Raw genomic sequence first — 22,365 nt, 5'->3', positions numbered from 1 at the left:
TGGTTACTTCATCACCAACTCTGCACCTGTCTGTCGGGCGTATTCGATCGCCACCTTGACTGAATTCATCACACCGTGGTGAACCTTGTCTGGCGTCCACTCGGACAACAGCTTCTCGCGCTTGCTCAGATTGCAATGCTCGCAGGCTGGAACCAAATTCGACTCGTGCTCCCATCCATCCCGTGAAAGCGGGCGAATATGATCGACATGCTCGGGCGGCTTGCCGCAATAGACACATGGGCCCGACGCAAGCACCAGCCTATACACCTCAGCTGATACTGGATCGGTGACAGTCGCGCCCTTCTTTCGAGCACGCCTCAGGTTGGTGCTGGCCCGGGCCATGGCGGAACGAACGGCTTCGGGGATGAGCATGCGCCAGCAACTGGGGCACCGATTGTCATGGCCTCTAAATGATCTGGAGCAACCCTTGCAAGTTCGCTTGGTCGCCCGACATGGCTTGCATCGATTCGTTACCCCATGAAATAGGCGATCGCAGCCATCGCAGATCCGATCTACGGCACGACAGGGCGCGCATTGAGTATTGGTGCCTGTGATCCTTTTCCCGCAATCTGTGCAGTTGCGGACGACTCTCTGGCAGCTGCCGCATTTTCGTCCGCGGCTACGGAACTCTCGATCACAGCTAATGCATTTTTTGGTGGTTGCCTTGCAAGGGTTGCAGAGCAAGGAACTTCCGTAGGCTTCGTTGTCACAATTTGAACACTTGCGCTTCTTGGATTTGCAGCGCCAGCATCGGCTTTTGTCGCCCTTGAATGAATTCCCGCATTGAGTGCAATTTCGTTCGATGGATCGACAGTCTGGACACTTTGCCTCTCGACCATGGAAGACGTGCTTGCAGAGCACGCACAGTCGGTCCCGGGCGTTGCACGAATTGCAGCGCAGTCCGTTGCCGCGGAAGGTCTTCTGGCAGTCCACACACTTGCGCTCCACGTCCCACTCCTGACCGGGCCTCAGCGCGCTTCCCTCACCACACAGTCAGGATGATCAGCGCACGGCATCGTGGGAACTGTCTCAGCCGGGTCTGACAACCAAGACTGGCGAGGCGGAACCGTCATGGAGAGCGCACTCGGTTCCGTGTCTCGTGAGACATCGAAACGGTGGAGAACAGGTCTGGTACTCGCTGATCTCCGACGGCGTGCTGGTCAAGGAAGAGCGCACATACAAACAAACGGTGGAACTCCTCGGGATGGCCCGCCGCTCGGGCCGTATCCCGTGGGAGGCCCTGCGCGACGACACCGAAATCCGCGCCGAACCCGTCGCCTACGAGGGGCCCGACGACTTCCGGGCCGGGCTCCGCCAGGCGGCGCTGGACTACCGGCTGGACCGCCAGGCCGGCCAACCGGTGCGGCTTGAGATCGTCTGCGAGACAGCCGGGATGGTTCCACAGCTTGTCGCCGTCGCCGACCCGTACGGCGTGCCTGTGTATTCGGGCAGCGGATTCAATGGGCTGCCGGCGAAACGGGGAGCAGCGCTGCGGGCGGCTGCTGACGGACACCGGGCGGTCAGGGTTTTCGTCGTCTCTGACTGGGACCAAAGCGGAGTCCACCTGTTCTCCGCGCTGGCCGAGGATGTCACCGCGTTCGCTGCCGTGGACGCCCCGGGAACGGAGGTCGTCTTCGAGCGCCTGGCGGTGACCGAGCAGCAGATCGCCGACTACGGGCTACCCACCGCGCCGCCTAAGGTCAGTGACCACCGCTCGTTCAGCGGCACCTCCACCACCCAGGCCGAGGCCCTGCCGCCCGACGTCCTCGCCGCCGTACTCAAGGCTGCGATCACTGCCCAACGAGACATGCGCGTCCTGGCGGCACTCCTTGAACATGAGGAAGACGAACGCCGCCGTCTCCTACAGAGCCTCGGATACGACCCTGACGCCGGCTGAGCCAGCGCGCCGGGCCCAGCCAGCCCGGTGCTTCGCTCGTCCCTGATGACTCAGGAGTTCCGCGCCACCGTTGTCACGGGCAGCGCCTAACGCTGTACCAGGGCCTGCGCGGCCCGGACGACGTTGTGAACACCGCGGTGCCCGTACCGCGGTCGGCCGCGTTCTCGTCCCGGGCCTCAGGCGGCAGGCCGCATTTCGGTTTCCGTGCGCACAGCGGGGCATGCGCGACATACAACCCGCCGGGTGGAAGGAGGAATAGGTGAGTACCGCCGTCCTGGATCATCCCCTGTCCCGTATGAGCCGGCCTGCCGCGTCAGCACGGGACGCCACCCGTGCCTTCCTGGCTCGCGCAGTTCGCCTGCGGGCCCCCGCCAAGGTCGGGAGCATGGACGACGTGCTCTTGGTGGTGGCCGAGCTTGTCGCTAACGCGATCCGGCACACCGACGGCCCGTCTGCCCTGCACCTGGAACTCCTCGACGACTCCGTCGACGTCTGCGTCACCGACCAAAGTCCCCGGCTTCCCCAGCTCCGCACCCCTCTCACGGATGGGACCGGGGGGTGGGGATGGTTCGTGGTCAAGCGACTGGCCACCCGAATCCACATCAAGGCGATGCCGGACGGCGGCAAGACCATCTGCGCGGCACTTCCCTGGTAGCTCCCTTCGGGGGCTGACGCCTTGCCGCTGCACGAAGTGGTGGCTCACTGGCAATCGGGCCGCAAGGTGCGTAGGGGCACGCGCTCAGCGTTGGCCGTCACCTGCGCGGGGACCGTCGACGCCTAGTCCGGCTATGGATCCGATGCCGGCGCTCCGGCGCATCGCCGCCGCTCCGTTCACGCCGCGGGCGCCTGATTCACCCGTTCCCTGGTGGTCGGGGTGGGGCAGCGGGCAGGCTGGCGGGGTGAGTGAGACGCATGCACGGCGGGTGTACGGCAGCGACGACGACGGGCCGTGCGAGCCGGTCCCGGGGCACCAGTACGTGGGCCTGGTGGGCGGCCCCCTCGACGGCGAGCTGCTCGACGTCACCGGATGGTCCGTACAGGAGCGGGCGGAGGGCGTACTCCTGGTCACCGACCGGGGCCTGTTCGGCCCCGGCGGCCGGGCGCTCTACAGCCCCTGCGAGGCCGACCCCGCAGGACCGTTCCTCTGGGACGGCGACACTCCCTGACCGGGCGAAGGGCTGAGGGCCTCGCGGACGGCGGGGCCAGTCGACCTGTGCGCCCCAGCCGGGCCCGACTGCGCATCGGCGGCTTGCGGGTAACTCGGGAACCGTCGGGCCGTGGAGTGCGGCGGCGGGTGGGGTGAATGACCTCCCCGGTCCCGCCGCCGCAACAGCACCAGGCTACGCCCGCTCCGGCAGGTGAGTACAGGCGCAGGGCCTGGGCGAGGACCCGCCCCAGACACCCCGGCGGCGGAACCCATCCCGACGTCCCCGGCGGTTCGCGGTCAGCGCAGGGGCTGGACGCGGGCGGCCTCGAGGCTGCCCGTGACGGTGAAGACCGTGTCCGCGCCGGTCAGCTCCAGCAGGCGGGCGAGCTGGTCCTGCAGGGGGCCGGCGAGGATCAGGCATCCACGGCGGTGTGTGGTCAGCAGGGCGTTGAGCATGGAGGAGTCGGCGAAGGTCACCTGCGCCACGTCGATGATGATCCGCCTGACGGCCTCATCGGCCACAGCCTCTTGAGTGGCGGCGGTGAAGGGGGTGAGGGTGTCCATGTCGAAATCGCCCCGGCACACGATGATCCGTGTGCCGTCTTCATCGGGCAGTACCAGCACGCCGTCGCTGTCCATGCCCATGTACCCCTTCACGCCTGTGGCTACGATCAGCCCCGAACCGGAGCAGCCACAGGCTGCCCTCACGCCGATCTTCACATACCTACGCGACCGGCTGGCCCTCCGGGGAACAAGCGACGGTCTCGTAGTCAGCGCAAAGTGCAGTACGCCACAACAGAACCTGGCAAGAGCGGGAGTGCTTCCGCTGCGCTTCTCTGACCCCATAGGCGAGGACGGTCGTCCGAGGGGCCAGGGCATCATGCCCCAGCGGTCCGGGCATGGTCCCGGGCAGGAACATCCGGGACGCACTCAGCTCACCCGCGCCTCGGGATGCTGGGGAGAGGGACAGACGGCCAGCCTCCGAACCGTGCAGACCAACGACTCGCCGCCCACCCGCCGCTTGGATCGGGGGTGGCGCCCTCATGCCCGTTCGAGGCCGAGTCGGTCTCGGGCAGACCGCCGGTGGGCCTTCACTCGTGGTTGCCCGGCCGCCGGGAAGTCCGGTGTGTTTCCGGACGTGGTTGAAGCATGGAACGCGGCCGGTACACGCCCGGTGCCGCGCCGTCTCCTTCCGGTCTGGACCTGCGCTGCAGGCACGGGGAGGAGCTCCCGACCGTCTGGCAAACCAGACCGGAAAGTGACCATAAGTGCTCGTGATGTTACAGGCTGCCAAGGTCATGGCCTGCGGACCTTGGGTGCCGGGACGGCCGCGAGCCCGCCGAGCCGGTGCCGGGCCGGATAGCCCCTTGGACTATGCCCGGGGCCCCAGAAGACTTGCCGTCGTCCCCGCAGGAACCCCGTCCACCACGGCCCGTCCGGGTCTTGGTGGGCCATCGTGAAGGAGACGACTGTGAAGCTTGCCCGTTTCGCGACCGCCACCGCTCTCAGCGCGGCCCTGGCCGGTGTGGCCGTCGCGCCGGCAGCAGCCCAGCCGACCGGCACCACCACCACGCACCCCTACTCCTGCTCCAACGTGGGCGGCGGCCCCAACCACACCGTCAACTGCTCCGGTCTGATCACGGTGAACAACGTCCTCAACGGCACCACCGTGAACGTCGGAGACCTCAACGTCCTGAACGGCACCCAGATCAACGACCTGCAGGTGGCCCTGGCCAACGTCGCCGACAACAACGTCAACGCCCCCATCGCCGTGCAGCTCCTGAAGCTGGAGACCGCCGCGATCACCACGTACCTGACGAAGTTCGGCATCGCCGTCCTGCCGGTGAACGTCGGTATCTGCGCGGGCAGCATCTGCGTCTGACCCTGATCGGCCCCGGCCTTCGGTGGGGCGGGCCCCCCTCTGCCCGCCCCGCCGAAGGCCGCAGCCGGCCCGCCGGCGGCCGCCACAGGCTCGGGGCCGGGTGGCACGTACACCGAAACTCGATCCCGAATCCCGTAGCTCCCGAGCGGCGAGGCCGGCCCCGCAGGGCCGGGAACCAGGTTCTCCTCTGACAGAGCTGGGAGGGTGCGTTGAGGTTCCCCGCAGCGCACCCTGGAGGCATGCGGAACGCGCCCATCCGTCGTGCACCGGTGCCATCCCAGCGGCGGCCGGCAGGTCACCATGCACCGTGACGGGCGCGAGGAGGTCCTGGGCCTGGCCCACTCGGACCACGACTTGATCGTCTTCCTGGAAGCCGCAGGAGTCATCGAGCCGGCCAACGTGCTCGATGACCCACAGCTGGTGGAGTGGCGGGGAGACCCCTCCCACTACTGGCGTGCCGCCTGAGGCGCAGCGCTGCAAGGCGCGATCCCGAGTGAAAGAACGTAGTGCCGCGCCTCAATGCGCAAGTCCGCCCGCCCGAGAAACACCGGGTGGCCATCGACCGCGGCAGTATCTACCGGCACCCGATCCGGTACGTACGCCTGCGCCTGAGGCTTCGAGTGGCTCTGCTGAGTGATGAAGCACCCGTCGATGGGCTCCATGGAAGGCCAGAGGGGAATGAAAGCCCTGCTCAGGGCCCTACTAGATGCGGGGAGCGAGGGGCAGGGAGCATCGGGGGCCTAGTGCATATGTAACTTATTTGATACGCTCTAAAGTGACCGGCAATGGGAGAGGGAGGCAGCGATGGCTGCGGAGCATGGCGCTTTCTGGGACGACCTTGCCGAGGACTTGCAGGACCCTGAGTTTCTCCGCCACTACGTGGTTGAGTCCATGCGTATCGCCACGATCGACCGGATCGTGAACGCGTTGGACGAGGCGCGTGACGCGGCAGACCTTTCCAAGGCTGCTCTGGCCCGAGCAATCAGTGCGGAGCCCGCTGTCGTGCGGCGACTGTTCTCGGCGGGGCACGTCAATCCGACGCTGGGCACCCTGGCTGAGGTGGCAGCGGCCCTAGGGATGCGCATCACCCTTGAGCCGCTGCCAGCAGCTGAACACAAGACGGTCACCGAACCGCTGCTGAAAGGTCGTGCGGCGGATCCTCGCGGGCTCGCGAAGCACCTCAGCGAGCTGAGGCGTTCCAAGCCCCGCTCAAGCGCCGCCGCCTAGCCAGATATCCGGTCCTCACTGTGTAGAGCGTGGATTGCGCTTCCGGTACTCCTCGCCCAGCTTCCGCACCGAGCGGTAGTCACTTTCTGACAGGACGCTGCGAAAGGGCTTGTCCAGCCCGGCAACCACGACCAGCAGCGGTTTCTCGCACCCTTCCGCCTCGTAGTCGAGCAAGCAGAACAAGCGGTAGTGATGGCGGCCGGGCCCGTTTACGCGAACCTCGTACCAACCGCCCATATCTCCTTTCATCGCTTCCCAGTACCCACCGCCCGCGAAGCTCTTCGGCGGGGCAGCGGCAACCTCGGCGAGCACCGCACTCATGCTCGCGCGCACCTTGGCCGGACACACATCGCGCAGGAACACACGTCCTGGGGTCGTCTGCAAGGGATCGTCATCGAGGTGACGCTGGAAGTAGACGACCTCGTGCGCATCGTCGCTGGAAGGGCGGATCCGTACCTGTTGTTTGGCTGAGGCCCGTGGCGAGGACCGTCGACGGTCACGTGGATCTGGAGTCACAAGTCAGATCATTTCGCAGACGCCATCGCTGCGTGTGTCTCTTGCTTGATTTCGGGCAACAGCCCCCACAGCAAGACGACAGTCGTAGGCTTCGGCATCTCCCGAGGGCCGCCGGGCTGAAGCACGGGAGTCGGACCTGTCGGCCGCGGCGGCAGGGCGACGGTGATCGCGGACGGCGCCTACCTCGGAACCGAGCTGTTACGGGAACCTGGCGAATCGCCCTCGGTGAAGGAGAGGGCGCTCTCCCTGCCTTTCTTCTTCGGCCTTCCGTCGTCCAGCGGAACTGACAGACTTCTCCCGATGAGGTGGCGCGTCGACGGGGGTGGGGCTGTGCGGGGACGACGTGTCGCGATGACGGCGTTAGTGGTGTTCGGTTCGCTACTGGCGGGCTGTGATGCCCCGGGAACCGACGCCAAGGACTCCGAACCCCGTGGTGCGGCGCGGGAGGCGCTTTCTGTTCGGCTCGCGGAGCGGTCTTTGAAGGCCGCGGGGCAGGAGCCGCGGTTGGCCACGGCCCTTGCCCAGGAGGCGGCCGGCTTGGGTCATGGCGAGAAGGTGGTTGCCGCGCTCAACGCCCTCGCGCTTCCGCACCTGGTACTGCCGCTCAGCACGGATCCGGCGGACGGTGCGTTCGGCCTGTTGCGCGTCGCCTCCGGGGGCCGGGTTGTCGCCGGAGTCTCCGATGCAGGCGTCGTCGTGGTCTGGGACGCGTACACCGGCAAGCCCGTGCTGCGAGATCGGCTACCGGCCGCAGCCACCGAGCTGGCACTTTCCCCGAGCGGGACGTTGGCAGCGGCGGCGACGGCGGCCGGTGACGTCCGCGTGTGGAGCACCGGCACGGGTAAGGAAGTCGCACGGTTCACGCGCCCGGCAGACGGCAACACCGGCTTGGCATTCGACATCGAGGGCGCGCATCTGCTGTCCGGCTCCGGGGCCGCGATCGAGATCCGCGACACCAACATCTGGACGGGCACCGACCGCATGCCCGCGGAACCGGCCGGATCGGTCCGGGATCTCGCTTTCGTGTGGGACTCCGCCTTCGCGGAGCCGACGCTGCTCGCCGTGTCCAACGGCGGGGTGCTCCAGCGGTTCCTCGTGGGGCAGCGCAAGCAGCTCGACGGGGTCCCCCTCACCAAGGTCTCGCGCGAGCCCGTCCCACACCGCTTCGGCCCCACCGCCGGCGTGCAGCGCTTGGTGGGCCTGACCGGTGCCGGGCGCTCGCGCCTCGTGGGTGTGGACACGGCCCCCCACGGGCCGCCCGTCGTGCGCGAGGAGTTCCTGGACTCGGTGGGCACCGAGCCGCGGGACCCCATGGAGGGCGACGGGGCCGGGTCGGACGAATACGAGGGCGACACAGAGGGCGGCACGGACGGTACGGGCAGCTCGCCGGCGCCGGTCACGCCCGAGAGTCTTCCGGGTGAGGTACTGACGCCGTCGGTCACCCAGGATGACAAGTGGGTCGCCAGCACATCCGACCGTAGCCAGGCTGTCGTGCGGGGGACTAAGGAGGACACGAGTGCCTACACGGAGCTGTGGGGGCTCGGCCCGGGCGGGAAGCCCGAGTCGATCAAAGGCTTGGCCGCATGGGACTCAGGCAATGACGGGCCCACCGCAGCCTTCGGACTCGACGACGGCCGGGTCCTGCTGTGGACGTTCTCGAGGCGGCGCTATCCGGAGAACCCGTTGCGGCCCGAGGCAGTGAGCGTGGACAGCGAACTGCTGCGGCTGTGCTTTGCCGCACCGGTGGAGCTCGACGAGCCGGAGTGGCGCAAGTACCTGCCTGGCGTGCCCTACAAGCCTGCCTGCCGGGCAGCCTTGGAGAAGTTCAACAAGGGCTACGGAGACTGACGCTCTGCCACACCGATGATCCGGCCGCACGCTGGGCGACCAGGACGAAGGGAACGGGACGAAGACATGAGCACCCCGCCACAGCCGCCACCCGCCGGACCCCAGCCCCCGCTACCCACCGGACCCCAGCCCCCGCCCGCGCCGGGCGCCGGCCCCGGTTCCTCACCACCGCCCACTGTCGTAGCCCCCGCCTCGGCCCCCGCCCCCGCCTCGGCCCCCGCCCCCGCCTCGGCCCCCGCCCCCGCCTCGGCCCCCGCCCCCGCCTCGGCCCCCGCCCCCGCCTCGGCCCCCGCCTCCGCGGCGACTCCGGCGACGCCTCCCGGCCCGCCGTTACGGCAGCGGATCGGCTCGGGACTCAGCCGTGCCGGGAACAGCCGGCAGGTCGCGTTCTGGGTCACCGTGGCCGCGTTCCTGATCGCCGCAGGCAGCCTCGTGATGGACCGGGTGGTCTGGGACGAGCCAGGGCGCTTCACCGTGATGGACCTCTTCTCCGAGGAGACCAAGGCCGCCCCGCTCACCACGGGCAGCGCCCAGAACCCGGGGACAGGGACGAAGGGAACCGCACCCGCAGCCGTCCTGACCATGGTCCTGAAGAACAACACCGACGACCTGCACACCTTCAAGGCCATCGGAGTCCGCACCAAAGCCGAAGTCATGGTCGACAACTGCAAGAAAGCCCAGGGTGGTGACACCCTGTACACCGGGGGATTCGAAGTCCAGGCTCCTGCGCTCGGACAGAAGTCAGAGACGCCGATCCCGCTCGGCTACAGCGTCCCGGTCAAGGGGATCGAGGCCCGCCACCTCACCATCGGCGCCGCACCGCACAGCGGCACCGGCTCCGGCGGACCCGTCCTGGCGCTGGAGATCTACCTGGTCGAGGACGACGGAACAACATTCGAGGTGGGCCGGGTCGCCGTGCAGGGCCACAACCTGGCCACCACGGTCTACCCCATGAACGTAGACCTGCTTCCCGTCGGCGACCGGGTCGACCCCGACTGCGTGACCAAGATCGCCGACGGGATCGACCAGATGGAGAAGAAGGGCTTCAAACTCTCCAAGGACGTGCGGGCCATCCGGGACGGAGCGCGCACCACCGCCGAAAAGCTGCGCGGCTGAGCCCATGTTGGCTCACAAACGTGGCCGAGTGGACGGCTCCGTCTACCCGAACCGGTAAACCCTGGAGTTCCGCCTGGGAGCCCGCGCGGACTTCCCGACGCCCGGCCCTGGTATGCCGTGCTTTGTCGGTGGGGCTGGTACCTGGTTTGCCGGCCGGCCGAGGAGTCCGTCCCGGAGGCCTTTCCCGAGCCTTGGGGGCGCCGCCCCCGATCCCGGCGCCCGACGAGACCCCGCCGCACCCCTCCCCTTGGGCCGAGCGGGGCCTACAGGGCGCGTCTGCCCGGCGTTTTCACGGACTGCTGCCGGTCCCGTGGTCGCGAGGCGATGGTCTGGCGGACGGCGTCGCGCACCGGGGGGTGGCGCGGGCCGTCCGCCAGTTCGCGCTCTTCTAGAGGAGGTGGAGCTTGTCCTCGATCCACGCGGTGAACCCGGCGGTGCCGATGAAGCTCGTACCGAAGGCACCCGCGGCCATGAGGGCGGTCCCCTGGTAGTGCCGGGTGAGGATGAAGGCGATGAACGCGGCGATGGTGCCGCAGAGGATCGCGATGACGATCGCCATGACCTTCTCGGTCTTCGTCGGGCTGTTGTCGGCGGGCTGGGGGTCGGGGGTGGTGGCGGGCGGGGTGGCTGTGGCCATGGGCGGTGGTCCGTCCTTCTGGTCCCTGACAGCCCCGGGTGGGGGCGTCCGGCTGCTCGGCGAGCGGCCTGGTTCGAGGACATCGCCTGCGGATCGTTCACTCCATACCAAGATCGTCCTTAAGTGATTCAGTTGTCCGCCGACTCCGTTCTGAATGTCCATTCGCTGCATTCATGCAGGTGGATGGGGTCGTCGAACCTTGCCGAACAAGATCGACATGACGGTGTATAACCCACTGAACGCGACATCCCGCATATGGGGGATCCTGGGGCTTCAACCGAGTCGAAGGAGCTGCGTGCATGGGCACATGGCAGGGGCTGTTAGCTGAGGCGAGCAACTGGCAGGAGTACCGGGGCGCTTTGAAGGCCCTGCGCGAAGAGGACGGTCCCGTATTCAGCGAACTGCCCCAAGTCAGCCTCGACATAGCCAGGGCTTTGGAGCGCCGGGGCATCGGGAAGATCCGCGGGTACAGCGGCGCCGCTACCTTCTCCAATCTCACGAAGCCGACGGACACCAGCCAGCCGGAGTGGCCTAAGGTCGAGATTCTGGTCCGCTGCTGCCCTCCCGAGGACGCCGAGGACGACTCCTTCATCGACGTATGGGCTGCCCGGTACCGCGAGCTCGGGGGTGACCCGGGGCCAAGATTCCCTCCCGTTCCCGCTTCGGAGCCGGAGCGGAGGAACCGGCAGATGATGCTGGTGGCCGCGGCGGCTGTGATCGTGTTGGTCGCGGGCGGCGGTCTCCTCACCGACAGGCTCCTCGGCGACGGCGACGGCGACGGCGACGGGGACAAGGACAAGACGCCGCCGGCCGCCGCCGGCCCCTCCGTGAATGGTGGCGTGGGCTCGTCCTCCAGTCCTTCCAGCGCGATGACGCCCACGCCCTCGCCCTTGCCCGGGCGGGGAACACAGGTCGCCGGGAATGGCAGCGCGGAGGGCGGCACAGGCAACGCGGCGAGCATCACGCCCGGTGGCAATGCGACCCCCGGGGCTGGGGCCGGAGGGAACGTTCAAAACGGTGGGGGAGTAGCCGCAGGGGGCGTGGTCGCCCCCAAGACGTCCCCGCCTGTCTCCAAGCCGGCCACGCCGAGTTCTGCCCCGCCACGTCAGGGGTCCTACCCGGCGACGTTCCAGTGGTCCGATGACGGGGGCGGGGGCGGCTCCGCCTCCGACATCGTCAACGCCTACGACGTCTACGACGGCCGACGCGAGGACGCGAAGGTGGTGGGCTCGTACAACCGGAACGATTCCCTCGTCGTCGCCTGCCAGGTCACCGGCGGCCGGGTCATCGATGTGGGTACCGCCTACGCGAGCCCTTACACCGGCCGTGAAGGCGTCTGGTACCGGATGACCAGTCCGAAGGTGAACGTGTGGGTGCCGGCCGTGTACGTCGACACCGGCCGGGCATCCCTGCCCGCCTGCTGACATCCGGCGCGCCCGTACTGTCCGACCTTCTCGCTTCTGACCGCACCGCAGAAGGGAAGCCCCACACATGAGCCCCGACATCCCGACGGGCCGCCCACCGTTCCGGCGGAGGGCGGCGATCAGCGCCGCGGTGGTGACCGCGGTCGCGGTCGCCGCCGCGGGGGTGGGCTACCTCGCCGGAGACTCCGAGCCGGCCACCCCCGACAAGGTCGACGTGGAGATGGCCGGCAACCCCGCGGCCGCCCGTCCCTACCCGGAGGTCACCCGGACCTCCGGCGTAAGCCACGTGAAGTCCGACAGCCCTGGCGATCCCGTCAAGATCCGCCCCTGCCCCGGCCTCGCCCGTACGGGAGTACCGACTGCCACGAGTCGGACGTCGTCTTCGTACCGGACGGCACACCGCTGCAGATGTGGTGCTGGACCGACAGCAGCGCCCCCGCCGGCTACCCGCCGTCGGCCAAGCCCTGGTTCTACGTCATCCAGGCCGCCGACAGCCCCTCGCCCGGCAAGGAGGGTTACGTGTACTCGGCGCTCATCCCCTCCGCCGAGCAGATCATCACGCCCCTGTGCACCACCGAACGCCTGCTCGCCACGCAACCCCGTCCACCGGCCCCGCCCGAACCCGCGCCCGAGCCCAGCGAGAAGCCCAAGCCCACCCCCGCACCGCCGTCCGCGCCACCGCCTGCTCCGCCCACCAGCAGAACGCCTGAGCCGCCGAGGACGAGCTCCCCACCCCCGCCTCCGGCCACGACTGCGCCGGCGGTCCCGCCGACCAGGCACACGGTGCGCGAGCAGAGCGGCAGGCACGGCTCGCCCGCCTTCCTCAATCCGCACAACGCCTCCGGCGTCGGCATCACAGTCCCGGCCCACGCCTGGGTCGACATCGAGTGCCGGATCTACGCACCGGGGATCCGCTCTGCGGAACCGGACAACTGGTGGTACCGGATCGCCTCCAGCCCCTGGAACGGCCGCTACTACGCCGTCGGCAACACCTTCATGAACGGCGACGCCCCCGGCCAGAACCCCCCGACGAACACGGACTGGTCGGTGCCCGTCTGCTAAAGGAGCAGCGGGTACGGCCGCAGGCGACGGCCCTCCGCCGGCACCCGGCGCACACAACGGCGGAGGCCACCACCCCTTCCGGGTGGCGGCCTCCGCCGCTGCGAGGCACCGGGCCTACAACAGGTGCAGCTTCTCCTCGATCCAGGCGATGAACCCAGCAACGGCCAGGAAGCTGGTCCCCGAGGCGCCGATGCCCGCGAGCATCGTCCCGTCCAGGTGCCGGGTGAGGATGAAGGCGATGAGCGCGGCGACGATGCCGCAGAGGATCGCGATGACGACGGCCATGACCTTCTCGGTCTTCGTCGGGCTGTTGTCGGCGGGCTGGGGGTCGGGGGTGGTGGCGGGCGGGGTGGCGGTGGCCATGGGCGGTGGTCCGTCCTTCTGGTCCCTGACAGCCCCGGGTGGGGGCGGTCCGGCTACTCGGCGAGCGGCCTGATTCGAGGACATCGCCTGCGGATCGTTCACTCCATACCAACATCGTCCTTGAATGATTCAGTTGCCCACCGACCCGTTCTGAACGCCCCGTTCACCACGTTCATGCAGGTCAACAGAGAACCTGAACAAGACCGACATGACGGCGTACCAGCCGCGGAGCGCGGCACCCTGCGGATACGGGATGCTTTCCCTCCAGTCGAGTCGCGAAGGAGCGACGTACATGAGCACGTGGCGGCAGCAGTTAGCCGAGGCCAGCACCTGGCAGGAATACCGGGGTGCCCTGCGCACATTTCGAGAGCCCGGCCCGCCCTTCGCGGCGCTGCCCCGCCTGAGCGATGAGATAGCCCACAGGGGCATCCCGGGACTCAGGTCGTACGCCAGCCCCGGCACGTTCGCCACGCTTGTGAGCGGCTTGGTCGAGAAGCCGCCGTGGCATCAGGTGGAGCTGCTGGCCCGCATGTGCGCCGAGCATCAAGGCGAACCTGACGTCGAGGCCGTCGTCGGTGACTGGGCAGCGGCCTACCGCCGGTGTGGGGGCGACCCCGGACCGCGGTTCCCGGCCCCGGATGCCCCCGAGCAGGCCGATACCCCTGAGCCGTCTTACCCCGAGACCCCCGGCCCGACAGCCTTCGCTGAAGTGCCCGCGTGGAAGAACCGCAGAGCCCAACTTCTCGCGGCCGCGGTCGGCCTCGTCTTGGCCGGCCTGGGCATCAATGCCTACGTTCAGGCAGGTAACGGTGACGCCCTGGACGGGAAACGCAGCTCCCCGACGCCCACCGCATCCACGCCTCAAGCCGCAGACGCTCACGCGGCCGACAAGGGACCGTTGCTCCTCAACTCGTCGTGGCCGACCCTCAACGAGTGCGACGGGGCCACCTCGGTTGCGATGCCGGTCGGGGGCCCCGCGCTGAGTGCATTCGTGTCCAGGGACGTCGACTTCCGCAAGAACGTCACCGCCAAGGGCGGAGCCACCTGGGGTGCCGGACACCTCTACCTCACGCTCAGCGCCGAGGAGGGCAAGAACGTGATCGTGGAGAAGATCCAGCCCTCGGCCCCGGTGCCCACACGGATCGGCCCGCCTGCGTGGATCGCGGTGACGCAAGGCGGTTGCGGCGACGTCTACGGACGCGTTTTCGAGTACGACCTGGACAAGGCGTTCTTCGCCGACAGGGGCGTCATCGGAGGTCTCCCGCCCGACGGGAAGGAGGCGAAGACCAACCCCCTGGGCGCGGGCTTCATCGTCAGTTCCGACGACCCTGCCATCGTCCGCATCGACGCAACAGCCTGCAAGGGCAACTACGAGTGGGGCGTCCTCGTCGACTACTCCTCCAACGGCAAGTCCTACCGCCGGGAGGTCGGCCCCTTCCGCTCCATGGGCGTCCTCGGGAAGGACACCGTCGGCTACACCCCCGACCCGGCGACCCAGGTTTTCGGCGCCGCCGGACCTCCGCCGCAGCAGGGCGTGCTCTGCCCGTAAGGCGTACGCCTTCGCCTGCTCGGCCCGGTCTCCGGGCAGGCGTCGCGCCGCTCCCGTACGGCCGAAGCTGCGACCGTACGCGTTCGTTCAGCAGGGGGTCTGGTCGTTGTCCTCGTCCTGAGTACGGGATCGGCTGCAGATCTTCTTGACGGTGTAGCCGGCCCCGGTGATCAGGAGGGTGGAGAGGGTATTGCCGAGGACGTCGTAGATGAGGAAGTTGTAGAGCGTGGACAGGGACATCGTCTCTCCCGAAGTGGTGTGGCCCGTTGGGGTGCTGGGGAGATGTGACTGCTTCAGAGGCGGCTCTGGGCGTCCAGAAGATGTCGCTCCTGTTCACGGGGGGTGCCGCGTTGGACAGCGGGTGGTCATGGATGGACGGGAACGAGATGGGGGAGGGGCGGGATGCCTTCGAGGCGGAGGGTCGACGGGAACACGGCGGTCGGCGCGCTGGCCCTGTACGTGCTTGGGCTGACCCGGGAGGCGACGCTCCAGGAACTCGCAGAGGAGTTCGACCGGAGCAGCTCCTCCTTCGGGAACTACCTCAACGGCACGCATGTGATCCCCAAGCAGGTGCTGGGAAAGCTTGTGGTGGCCAGGACGAAGGAGGGGGCCGAGCGGAACTCCGAGGTGCAGCGCGCGCTGGCACTGTGGAAGGCGGCGACTGAGGAACGCCGTGCGGCCCGTGCACAGCCCGACGAGGCGCCCGTGCCCGCACACCAGCGCCGTGACGAGGCGATGCAGCAGGTCGTCAAGTACCAGCGGCTCGCGCAGAACGCCGATCAGCACCTGGCGGAACTGCGGCCGATGCTGGCCTTCATGCAGAGCCGGCTGGAGAACGCGCGGCTTCGGCTGCGTCTGGCGGGTGACCGGGAGCGGGCTCGCATCGAGCGGGAGATCATCGAGGCCAGAAAGCGCCTGGAGCGGGTAAAGGCGCAGCGGGAACGGGCGCGGAGCCGCAGGGTGACCGCGGAGCAGCAGCAGGACTTCTGGATGGCGGAGGTACTGGCCGCGCAGTCGGACCTCGACCGCCTGGGGACCGACGCCGAGGACCTGGCCGTGCCCGGCGGTGTTGTGCCGCTCCTGCGGGCCAGCGCGGACGACACCGAATTCGACGCCCGCCTCGAGGGGATCGAGGCCGAGGGCCTGAAGGACGACGCCGAGTTCGACGCCAGCCTCCCCCCACACCAGGGGGCACAGCCCGGAGCGGGGCCGGCCGGCGGTCCGGGGGTACCCGATTCTGTCCAGGACTTGTCCAATACTGGATTGGACAAGCCGCTGACCGGCACAGTTCTTCCCCCGGCCCGGAACACCAGTCGGCCCCCGGTCCCGGTCGCCCCCGACGCGCCTGCTGGCGTCCGGCAGGAAGCCGGGCCCGAGGAGGCAGGGCAGCGGGCGGGGTTCGGTGGCCGGATGCGCGAGCGCCTGGGGGAGGCTGTCGGCTCTGTGAGGGCCCTTGCGGTGATCATCGGGGTCCTGGCCGTCTTCTGCGTTCTCTCCGGCTACGGCACCGCATACGGAGCCGCCATCGGAGCCGAGCCCGGCGCGTCCGGGGCGGACCTCCTGCGCTACGCGGGCTTCGGAGTGCTCCTGGACGCTCTGTTCATCGCCGTCGCTTCGTACCGGGGCCGGTGGGGCATCGGGTCCGAGGGGCTGAAGGCGTTCGTGTACCTCTGCATCGGCGGACAGTTCCTCAGCGCCTTCCTGTCCTCGCTCGTGGACCAGGCCGGCCCGCTGTGGATGGCCGAAGTGATCGGCCTGCTCTAGGAGGCGGCGGTCTGTGGCCGACTCTGGAAGGCCAGCCGTTCGAACAGCGGGGCACGCGTGGGTCTGCTGGCCAGGACCGCAGCTGGCGGCGCAGTGCGCCGGGCTGTGGCAGAAAGTTTTGGGGCGGGTGTCAGTGGCCGCGCGCATACTGGCGGATCAAGCCAATGCCGTGCGGCTGTGGCGGCCTCCTGCTGATGTGAGGTGCGGCGCTGTCGGCTGACTATTCGGGGCAACGAAGCCCTGAGGGGGTGGAAGCCGATGCTGCTGCACGCAGTAGAGATCGACACGTTCCGCAACTTCACCAACAAGCAGACCATGATGGTCGATGCGGGTGTGACCTGCTTGATCGGTAAGAACGAGTCGGGCAAGACAACGATCCTCAAGGCATTGCACCGGTTGAACCCGGCGAACGAGTCGGACGGATTCAACCTGACCACCGACTATCCGCGCCGCCACCTGGCGCGGGACCGGCGGTCCAGGAATCTGGACGAGGTCGCGCCGGTCACCGCTACCTTCTCGCTGGAGGAAGCCGATCTCGACAAGATCGAGAACGAACTGGGACTTCGCCCGCCGGCCGAGGTACGGGTGGTGGCGTCGCGGACCTACGGCGACGAACTCCATGTCGGGTTCGACTGTGCCTTGAAGGACGTGCTGGAGAAGGTGATCCAGGAGAGCGGCATCGACGATGAGGAGGATCGTGCACTGCTCCTGCAACAGACGTCGGTGACCGAGGTCGGAACTGCCGTCAAGGAACGCTCCAAGGAACTGAAGGACGACAAGAAGACGGCCCGCGCCAAGGTCCTGGACAAGGTCCCCTCAGCGCTGACCAAGTACGCGCTGTTCCTCGAAGACGACATGGACGAAGACCAAGTCCAGTCCCTGGTCGCCCTGCTGCCGAAGTTCTTCTACTTCTCCACCTACGAGCTGCTGCCGGGCGAGTGCGATCTGCACGCGCTGGCCGAACGCAGGCAGGCTGGGCGCCGCCGCAAGGGAGACAGCACGATCCTGTCGCTGCTGCGGCTGGCCGGTGAGGGCCCGGACGACTTCCTCGACGAGAACTACGTCAGCCGCAAGGCGGAACTCCAGGCCGCCAGCATGGAACTGAGCGATCAGGTCTTCGAATACTGGAAGCAGAACGACGCGCTCAGCGTGGCCTTCGACACCGACCTCATCCCCATGCCTCTCGACGAGAACGGCCAGCCGCGACCGCACCACCGCATCCTGAAGATCGAGCTGCGCGACGACCGACATGGGGTGGAGACGAACTTCGCCACCCGCTCCACCGGCTTCCAGTGGTTCTTCTCGTTTCTCGCCGCGTTCAGCGCCTACCGAGATCGAAGCGAGCGTGTCGTGGTTCTGCTGGATGAGCCCGGCACCAGCCTGCACGGCGAAGCCCAGGGCGACTTCCTGCGGTACATCTATGGCGAGCTCGGCATCAAGCAGCAGGTCCTGTACACCACGCACTCTCAGCACATGATCGACCCCACCCGGTACGAGAGCATGCGCGCCATCCACGACCAGGCCACCCGAGCGGACGCCACCCTGGGCGTCGTCATCACCCCGGTCAGCCTGTCCGCCGACCCCAAGACCATCCTTCCCGTGGAGGCGGCCCTCGGATATTCCGTGTCGCAGCATCTGTTCCTCGGCGCCGGCCCGCTCCTGGCTGTGGAAGGCAGCAGCGACTTCGTCTTCCTCATGCGCATGTCCGACCACTTGATCAGCAAGGGGCGCACCGGCCTCGATCCGCACCTGTCGATCATCCCGGTCGGCGGGATCGGCAACATGCCGGCCTTCGTCGCGGTCATGGGGCGCCGGCTGAAAGTCCGCGCGCTCATCGACGGGGCCGAGACCACCAAGGTGACAGCCAAGGTCCTCAGCGCCGCCCAGGCCGCCGACGTCGACGCCTCCCACATCACGGTCATCGGCCAGCTCGAAGGTCTTCCCGACACAGCCGACATCGAGGACCTGTTCTCGACCAAGGACTACCTGTGGCTCTACAACCGGGCTACCGGCATCACCATCAACGAGGCAGACCTCATCACCCCCACCAAGTCTCTGCCGATCCTTCAGCGCATCGGGATCGCCCGGGAGAAGCAGCACAAGCCGCGAGACTTCGACCACGTTGGACCCGCGCACCAGCTCACCAGCGACAGGGAAGCCTTCTTCGCGCAAGTCGATGACGACACCCTCGACCGGTTCGAAGCGGTCTTCAAGAAGCTCACGGCCTGAACCGCTGACAGCACGAGGCCCCGGGAATCAGCCATGACATCCCGGGGTCTCTGTGCACTTCGCTTGACCGTCAGATCCAACGACCGGCCACGGCCTCTGTCACGCCCACTCCACACCCAGCTTCCGCAGCGCGTCCAGCTGCTCCGCCGTGAGCTTGTCGCGCCTCGACTTGGTGTTCGAGACCCACACGCCCAGCTTCACGGTCACCGGCTCCGCCTCGCCCTCGACCGCGATCTCCTCGCCGTGGGCCCTCGGGACCGGCCGGTGGGCGCCTTCCCGCTCCACCCACTGCGTGAGGGCCTCCAGGCCCCGCTGGAACGCCTGCTGCGCCTTGCTCGGCCCCTTCGACCCGCGACTGGCCGCGGGGTCGGGAGAAGGCGCCTGGCCGGGCTGCACGCCGAGCTTGGTCAGCCGTTCCTGCTGCTCGGGCAGGAGTCGCGCCCAGGTGGCCGGCTGCTTCTGCTGCTGGAGCCACTTACCGATGTCGTCGCCGTCCATCAGCACGCCGGGTGCGATGTCGGGCAGCTGGCCGTCGGCGTCGACCAGGTCCGCGAGCACCCGGTAGTGGCGTTGCCAGTCGAGCGGCCACGGGCAGTCCCAGTCCTCGTCGATCTCCGTCAGCTGTTGCGCGCGCTTCGCTGCCCGCTCCTGGTCCTTGCCGAGGCCGCCCTTCCTCCGGAGGTTTGCCATGTGCTGCCCGATGGGCACCATCGCCTCGCCCTCGCCCCAGGCCGCGTCTTGCCGGGGCGCGAGGTGCCCGGTGGCGCGCCGGTAGGACCGGAGCGTGGCGAGCTTGGCTTCCCACGCTTCCTCGCCCGGCTCCCACACCATCCCGGCCTCTGACGCGTCCAGCAGGGTCTTGCGCCGCTCCTCCAGCTCACCTGCCCGCAGCGCCTTCCGCTGCTGATGGACCCATCGGCCAAGCGGGAACTCCTTCGTGACCCCCACTTCGACCTCCACGTCATACGGGACGGCGTGCAGGCCGGAGATGCCGTTCTCTGCCCGCCATCGGAGGAGGGCTTGGTAGCCCTCCAGCCACACCAGGGACTCCGGCCGGTAGACCCGGGTCCGCAGGAAGGCTGAGATGGTCGCGGCGTCGCGTGGGTTGGAGAAGTGGAGCAGGGCGGCTTCGGCGGCGGCCTGCGTGTCGTCGTCCTGGTCCTCGCCGTCGCCCTGGCCGCCGGCGCCGACGATCTGGCCGTCCTTGTCGCGCCGGACGTGGACCTTGCGCTTGCCGCTGGTGAGCGCGCGGGAAGCGAGCTGCTCAACAAGTCGTTCATCATGGCTGCGGAGCCCCTGGAGGACCGCTACAAGGGGGCGGAAGCTGGCGCTGGCGACCATGTCGGTGGGGTCCTCGTTCGGCTCCAGGAACACCGGCACGATGATCCTGGCGACCTTGGTGGATCCGTCCTTGTTGAGCCGCAGCGCCCGGCCGATGTTCTGCACGATCTCCACCTGCGAGCCGCGGGTGTCCGCGAAGCAGACCGCCTCGACTCCCCGCTCGCCTGTGATGTCGACGCCTTCACCGAGCACGCGAACGCTGGCGAGGAACGCGCGGTGCACCCGGTGTCCGGTGGCGTCGATGCCGTTGGCGAACTGGCGCAGGACCTCGCGCCGCTCGGACACGAGGTGGTCGCCGCACAGCCATGCCGACCACACCCGGTCCGGGGGTACGTGGCGGCCGGCCTCCAGCTCGTAGAACTCGGCGTCGATCGAGGACTTCGGCAGCTTGTCGGCGGCGGCCAGGTCGGCGTCGGACGCGTCGTTCATGTACAGCTCGGCAGCGGTCTCGGGGAGCTTGTCCGCGAACGCGGCCGCTTCTTCGACCTTCTGGTGGAACGTCATGACCGTACGCAGGTTGTACGCCGCCGCGTGCTCCAAAAGCGCAGTCTGCAGGAGCGCCAGGCGCCGGCCCCGCCGCGCCTCCTCCGACTCCCCGAGAACGGGCGAGGGGTCGCGGATCTCCAGGACGTCGATCTCGAACCCGGCGAGGATCTCCCGCTCGATCGCCTCCGAGAGCCCCAGCTCCGCGAGCCACGCGCCGTACGTGCCCTCCGGGTCATCTGCCATCGACGCGATCTCCGCCTCCTGGCCGCCGGGGCCCCGCTGCGGGCTGGCCGCGGCGAGGATGCGCGGGGTCGCGGTCAGGTAGAGCCGGAAGGCCGCCGGGATGCGGGTGTTGTCGTGGATCGCGGCCCACGGACGGCCAAGATCACCGGCGGTTCCGTGCGCCTCATCTACGACGGCGAGGTCGAACGGGGCCATCTGCTGCCCGTACAGGCGCTCTCCACCCGCCAGGGCGGCCTCCAGCGGCCCGCGTACCTTCCTCTGGCCCTCGGCTGCGTCGATGTCCTCGCGGTCCACCAGCGAGGCGTACGTGGCGAACACGACGACCGGCCCGGCGCCGGCCCACAGGGCAAGCTGGATCGGGTTGGTGGTCGTGCGCACGCCCAACTCGTCCAGCACCGCGTCGTTCTCCAGCGAGCACACCGCAACCATCGGTGCCCGATGACCCACCAGACGCCACGCCTGGGCGGTCTGCGCAAGCAGGTCCAGTGTCGGGACGGTGACGAGGATCCGGCCGTCCGCGAACGACTCCAGCGCGCACGAGGCGGCCGTGATCGTCTTGCCCGAGCCGGTCGCTGACACGATCGTGCCCCGGGTGCCCTGCGGGGGGACAGGCAGCCTTGCAGGGAATCCAACCCATTTTCGGAACGCTGACTTCTGGTCTATCTGGTGTTCTCGAAGCTGGATCACCGACATTTCCTCTCGCCTCTGTAGGCGTTGCTATCCAAACCGAAGGCATCCACTACCCACCAGGGGAGGGAGGTGTCCTGGACTTAGATGATGCTGACGGACTGTTACGGGTATCCGTAGTAAAAAATCACAGAGCGTCCGGACTTTTCAACTGGGGCCAAGGGGCTACCTGCTTTTAACGGGCTGTCAGACGCCTTTTTCTGTCCGTTCTAGACCTATAGACGGCGAATGCAGCTACTGGGTACGCTAGTTGTTGTCAAGGGGAAATCATCCTTCACGGTCGCCATCCCCATCATTCAACGAAAAGAGAATATATGCACAGTTCCGAGTTTTTGGTTGGCCTTGCCCTGGCGTTGGTCAGCCTAGTAATAGGCTCAACTATGAATTTTATGGATGTAGCTCTCCTCGTCCAAATCGCAACAGATTCAGGAATGACATTCGCCACCATCCTCGTAGCGTGGTGGATGGAGAGGCGAAGGAAGCAGTAGGGCCGAGAGGGGGCCCCAGCACCTGCCTCATCATACTGCCAACTGTACATCCTGCATCAACATGATGCACTCGCTATACTGGAACCCAACACGAACGAGCGACCCCCTCCCCTCCTTGCCGGACAGGCCCGCGCAGTGGGCCCCCAAGGGGACTGGAGGCGCAGCCGGAAGGCCCCGTCAAGGGATGGGGGAGCGCAGCGGACCCAGCCCGCCCGGCCGCGCAGCGGCCTGACCCCCCACCACCTACCTCCCGCACCACACCCGTTCACCCCGTCCGTGAGGGCAGGGGGCGCAGCCCCCGCCCTCCCCGGCCCGCGCAGCGGGCCGGCCCCCCAGGCGACCGGAGCGCAGCGCAGGAAGCCGCCCGACAAAGTCGGGCCCAAGGGTCGCGCAGCGACCCGTTCCTGCCCTCGCGAAGCGAGGGCGTTCTCTTGCACATCGCGCAGCGATGTGGTACCC

Annotated in this window: 20 protein-coding genes; 13 read left to right on the top strand and 7 right to left on the bottom strand. The window is 68.1% G+C overall.

Annotated elements, in window-relative coordinates:
* Window positions 1–3 precede the first annotated feature (3 nt).
* Window positions 4–372 (bottom strand): HNH endonuclease, encoded by a 369-nt coding sequence (locus ACFWU6_RS14595; RefSeq protein ID WP_383981098.1) that lies wholly within the window; start codon window positions 370–372, stop codon window positions 4–6.
* A gap of 727 nt (window positions 373–1,099) precedes the next feature.
* Between ACFWU6_RS14595 and ACFWU6_RS14590 the strand changes: the two genes are divergently transcribed.
* From ACFWU6_RS14590 to ACFWU6_RS14580, 3 genes are all read left to right on the top strand, one after another.
* Window positions 1,100–1,897, top strand: a complete 798-nt coding sequence (locus tag ACFWU6_RS14590) for a hypothetical protein (RefSeq protein WP_383981096.1) — start codon at window positions 1,100–1,102, stop codon at window positions 1,895–1,897.
* Between the two features lie 295 nt (window positions 1,898–2,192).
* On the top strand, window positions 2,193–2,552 hold the full coding sequence (locus ACFWU6_RS14585) for an ATP-binding protein (RefSeq protein WP_383981094.1): 360 nt from the start codon (window positions 2,193–2,195) through the stop codon (window positions 2,550–2,552).
* A gap of 244 nt (window positions 2,553–2,796) precedes the next feature.
* Complete coding sequence (locus ACFWU6_RS14580) at window positions 2,797–3,063, top strand: hypothetical protein (RefSeq protein ID WP_383981092.1); 267 nt, start codon at window positions 2,797–2,799, stop codon at window positions 3,061–3,063.
* A 278-nt stretch (window positions 3,064–3,341) separates the two neighbouring features.
* Here ACFWU6_RS14580 and ACFWU6_RS14575 read toward each other — a convergent pair whose 3' ends face one another.
* Complete coding sequence (locus ACFWU6_RS14575; RefSeq protein WP_383981090.1) at window positions 3,342–3,683, bottom strand: STAS domain-containing protein; 342 nt, start codon at window positions 3,681–3,683, stop codon at window positions 3,342–3,344.
* A gap of 832 nt (window positions 3,684–4,515) precedes the next feature.
* Here ACFWU6_RS14575 and ACFWU6_RS14570 point away from each other — a divergent pair.
* The 3 genes from ACFWU6_RS14570 to ACFWU6_RS14560 all read left to right on the top strand — a co-directional run bounded on the left by ACFWU6_RS14570 (window position 4,516) and on the right by ACFWU6_RS14560 (window position 6,153).
* Complete coding sequence (locus tag ACFWU6_RS14570) at window positions 4,516–4,926, top strand: preprotein translocase subunit TatB (RefSeq protein WP_383981088.1); 411 nt, start codon at window positions 4,516–4,518, stop codon at window positions 4,924–4,926.
* A gap of 300 nt (window positions 4,927–5,226) precedes the next feature.
* On the top strand, window positions 5,227–5,391 hold the full coding sequence (locus ACFWU6_RS14565; RefSeq protein ID WP_383981086.1) for a hypothetical protein: 165 nt from the start codon (window positions 5,227–5,229) through the stop codon (window positions 5,389–5,391).
* Between the two features lie 339 nt (window positions 5,392–5,730).
* Window positions 5,731–6,153 (top strand): XRE family transcriptional regulator, encoded by a 423-nt coding sequence (locus ACFWU6_RS14560; RefSeq protein WP_383981084.1) that lies wholly within the window; start codon window positions 5,731–5,733, stop codon window positions 6,151–6,153.
* A gap of 15 nt (window positions 6,154–6,168) precedes the next feature.
* On the opposite strand, the gene ACFWU6_RS14555 is transcribed toward ACFWU6_RS14560, so the two are convergent.
* Complete coding sequence (locus ACFWU6_RS14555; RefSeq protein WP_383981081.1) at window positions 6,169–6,474, bottom strand: hypothetical protein; 306 nt, start codon at window positions 6,472–6,474, stop codon at window positions 6,169–6,171.
* 546 nt (window positions 6,475–7,020) lie between these two features.
* Between ACFWU6_RS14555 and ACFWU6_RS14550 the strand changes: the two genes are divergently transcribed.
* Both ACFWU6_RS14550 and ACFWU6_RS14545 read left to right on the top strand, forming a co-directional pair.
* Window positions 7,021–8,517, top strand: coding sequence for a WD40 repeat domain-containing protein (locus tag ACFWU6_RS14550; RefSeq protein ID WP_383981079.1), 1,497 nt, complete (start codon window positions 7,021–7,023; stop codon window positions 8,515–8,517).
* A 399-nt stretch (window positions 8,518–8,916) separates the two neighbouring features.
* The gene (locus ACFWU6_RS14545; protein WP_383981078.1) at window positions 8,917–9,633 is read left to right on the top strand and encodes a hypothetical protein; all 717 of its coding nucleotides are present in this window, start codon (window positions 8,917–8,919) and stop codon (window positions 9,631–9,633) included.
* Between the two features lie 388 nt (window positions 9,634–10,021).
* On the opposite strand, the gene ACFWU6_RS14540 is transcribed toward ACFWU6_RS14545, so the two are convergent.
* Window positions 10,022–10,270: a hypothetical protein gene (locus ACFWU6_RS14540; protein ID WP_383981076.1), complete on the bottom strand. Its 249-nt coding sequence runs from the start codon at window positions 10,268–10,270 to the stop codon at window positions 10,022–10,024.
* Between the two features lie 299 nt (window positions 10,271–10,569).
* Between ACFWU6_RS14540 and ACFWU6_RS14535 the strand changes: the two genes are divergently transcribed.
* Both ACFWU6_RS14535 and ACFWU6_RS14530 read left to right on the top strand, forming a co-directional pair.
* Entirely contained in the window at window positions 10,570–11,694 is a 1,125-nt protein-coding gene (locus ACFWU6_RS14535) for a hypothetical protein (RefSeq protein WP_383981074.1), read from the top strand.
* Between the two features lie 408 nt (window positions 11,695–12,102).
* Entirely contained in the window at window positions 12,103–12,756 is a 654-nt protein-coding gene (locus ACFWU6_RS14530) for a hypothetical protein (protein WP_383981072.1), read from the top strand.
* 114 nt (window positions 12,757–12,870) lie between these two features.
* Here ACFWU6_RS14530 and ACFWU6_RS14525 read toward each other — a convergent pair whose 3' ends face one another.
* Complete coding sequence (locus tag ACFWU6_RS14525) at window positions 12,871–13,119, bottom strand: hypothetical protein (protein WP_383981071.1); 249 nt, start codon at window positions 13,117–13,119, stop codon at window positions 12,871–12,873.
* Window positions 13,120–14,110: 991 nt separating this feature from the next.
* Here ACFWU6_RS14525 and ACFWU6_RS14520 point away from each other — a divergent pair.
* Entirely contained in the window at window positions 14,111–14,668 is a 558-nt protein-coding gene (locus ACFWU6_RS14520; RefSeq protein WP_383981069.1) for a hypothetical protein, read from the top strand.
* Between the two features lie 87 nt (window positions 14,669–14,755).
* On the opposite strand, the gene ACFWU6_RS14515 is transcribed toward ACFWU6_RS14520, so the two are convergent.
* Window positions 14,756–14,908 carry a hypothetical protein gene (locus tag ACFWU6_RS14515; RefSeq protein ID WP_383981067.1) on the bottom strand — a complete coding sequence of 51 codons (153 nt, stop codon included), beginning with the start codon at window positions 14,906–14,908 and terminating at the stop codon, window positions 14,756–14,758.
* A gap of 162 nt (window positions 14,909–15,070) precedes the next feature.
* Between ACFWU6_RS14515 and ACFWU6_RS14510 the strand changes: the two genes are divergently transcribed.
* Both ACFWU6_RS14510 and ACFWU6_RS14505 read left to right on the top strand, forming a co-directional pair.
* Window positions 15,071–16,432, top strand: coding sequence for a hypothetical protein (locus tag ACFWU6_RS14510; protein WP_383981065.1), 1,362 nt, complete (start codon window positions 15,071–15,073; stop codon window positions 16,430–16,432).
* A gap of 258 nt (window positions 16,433–16,690) precedes the next feature.
* Window positions 16,691–18,661: an AAA family ATPase gene (locus tag ACFWU6_RS14505; RefSeq protein WP_383981063.1), complete on the top strand. Its 1,971-nt coding sequence runs from the start codon at window positions 16,691–16,693 to the stop codon at window positions 18,659–18,661.
* Between the two features lie 99 nt (window positions 18,662–18,760).
* Here ACFWU6_RS14505 and ACFWU6_RS14500 read toward each other — a convergent pair whose 3' ends face one another.
* A complete protein-coding gene (locus tag ACFWU6_RS14500) occupies window positions 18,761–21,424 on the bottom strand; it encodes a Helicase associated domain protein (RefSeq protein WP_383981061.1) in 2,664 nt (887 codons plus the stop codon).
* Window positions 21,425–22,365: the final 941 nt, after the last annotated feature.

Origin of the sequence: Streptomyces sp. NPDC058674, from assembly GCF_042716505.1 — a bacterium.
Classification (GTDB): Bacteria; Actinomycetota; Actinomycetes; order Streptomycetales; family Streptomycetaceae; genus Streptomyces.
This window is presented reverse-complemented; position numbering and strand designations above follow the sequence as displayed.

Excerpts from the sequence above, each read along its gene's own strand:
- ACFWU6_RS14550 (WP_383981079.1), top strand. The coding sequence starts at position 7,021 with ATGACGGCGTTAGTGGTGTTCGGTTCGCTACTGGCGGGCTGTGATGCC.
- ACFWU6_RS14505 (WP_383981063.1), top strand. The coding sequence starts at position 16,691 with ATGCTGCTGCACGCAGTAGAGATCGACACGTTCCGCAACTTCACCAAC.
- ACFWU6_RS14510 (WP_383981065.1), top strand. The coding sequence starts at position 15,071 with ATGCCTTCGAGGCGGAGGGTCGACGGGAACACGGCGGTCGGCGCGCTG.
- ACFWU6_RS14585 (WP_383981094.1), top strand. The coding sequence starts at position 2,193 with ATGAGCCGGCCTGCCGCGTCAGCACGGGACGCCACCCGTGCCTTCCTG.
- ACFWU6_RS14565 (WP_383981086.1), top strand. The coding sequence starts at position 5,227 with ATGCACCGTGACGGGCGCGAGGAGGTCCTGGGCCTGGCCCACTCGGAC.
- ACFWU6_RS14595 (WP_383981098.1), bottom strand. The coding sequence starts at position 372 with ATGCTCATCCCCGAAGCCGTTCGTTCCGCCATGGCCCGGGCCAGCACC.
- ACFWU6_RS14540 (WP_383981076.1), bottom strand. The coding sequence starts at position 10,270 with ATGGCCACAGCCACCCCGCCCGCCACCACCCCCGACCCCCAGCCCGCC.
- ACFWU6_RS14555 (WP_383981081.1), bottom strand. The coding sequence starts at position 6,474 with ATGAGTGCGGTGCTCGCCGAGGTTGCCGCTGCCCCGCCGAAGAGCTTC.
- ACFWU6_RS14575 (WP_383981090.1), bottom strand. The coding sequence starts at position 3,683 with ATGGACAGCGACGGCGTGCTGGTACTGCCCGATGAAGACGGCACACGG.
- ACFWU6_RS14560 (WP_383981084.1), top strand. The coding sequence starts at position 5,731 with ATGGCTGCGGAGCATGGCGCTTTCTGGGACGACCTTGCCGAGGACTTG.
- ACFWU6_RS14530 (WP_383981072.1), top strand. The coding sequence starts at position 12,103 with ATGTGGTGCTGGACCGACAGCAGCGCCCCCGCCGGCTACCCGCCGTCG.
- ACFWU6_RS14500 (WP_383981061.1), bottom strand. The coding sequence starts at position 21,424 with ATGTCGGTGATCCAGCTTCGAGAACACCAGATAGACCAGAAGTCAGCG.
- ACFWU6_RS14515 (WP_383981067.1), bottom strand. The coding sequence starts at position 14,908 with ATGTCCCTGTCCACGCTCTACAACTTCCTCATCTACGACGTCCTCGGC.
- ACFWU6_RS14525 (WP_383981071.1), bottom strand. The coding sequence starts at position 13,119 with ATGGCCACCGCCACCCCGCCCGCCACCACCCCCGACCCCCAGCCCGCC.
- ACFWU6_RS14535 (WP_383981074.1), top strand. The coding sequence starts at position 10,570 with ATGGGCACATGGCAGGGGCTGTTAGCTGAGGCGAGCAACTGGCAGGAG.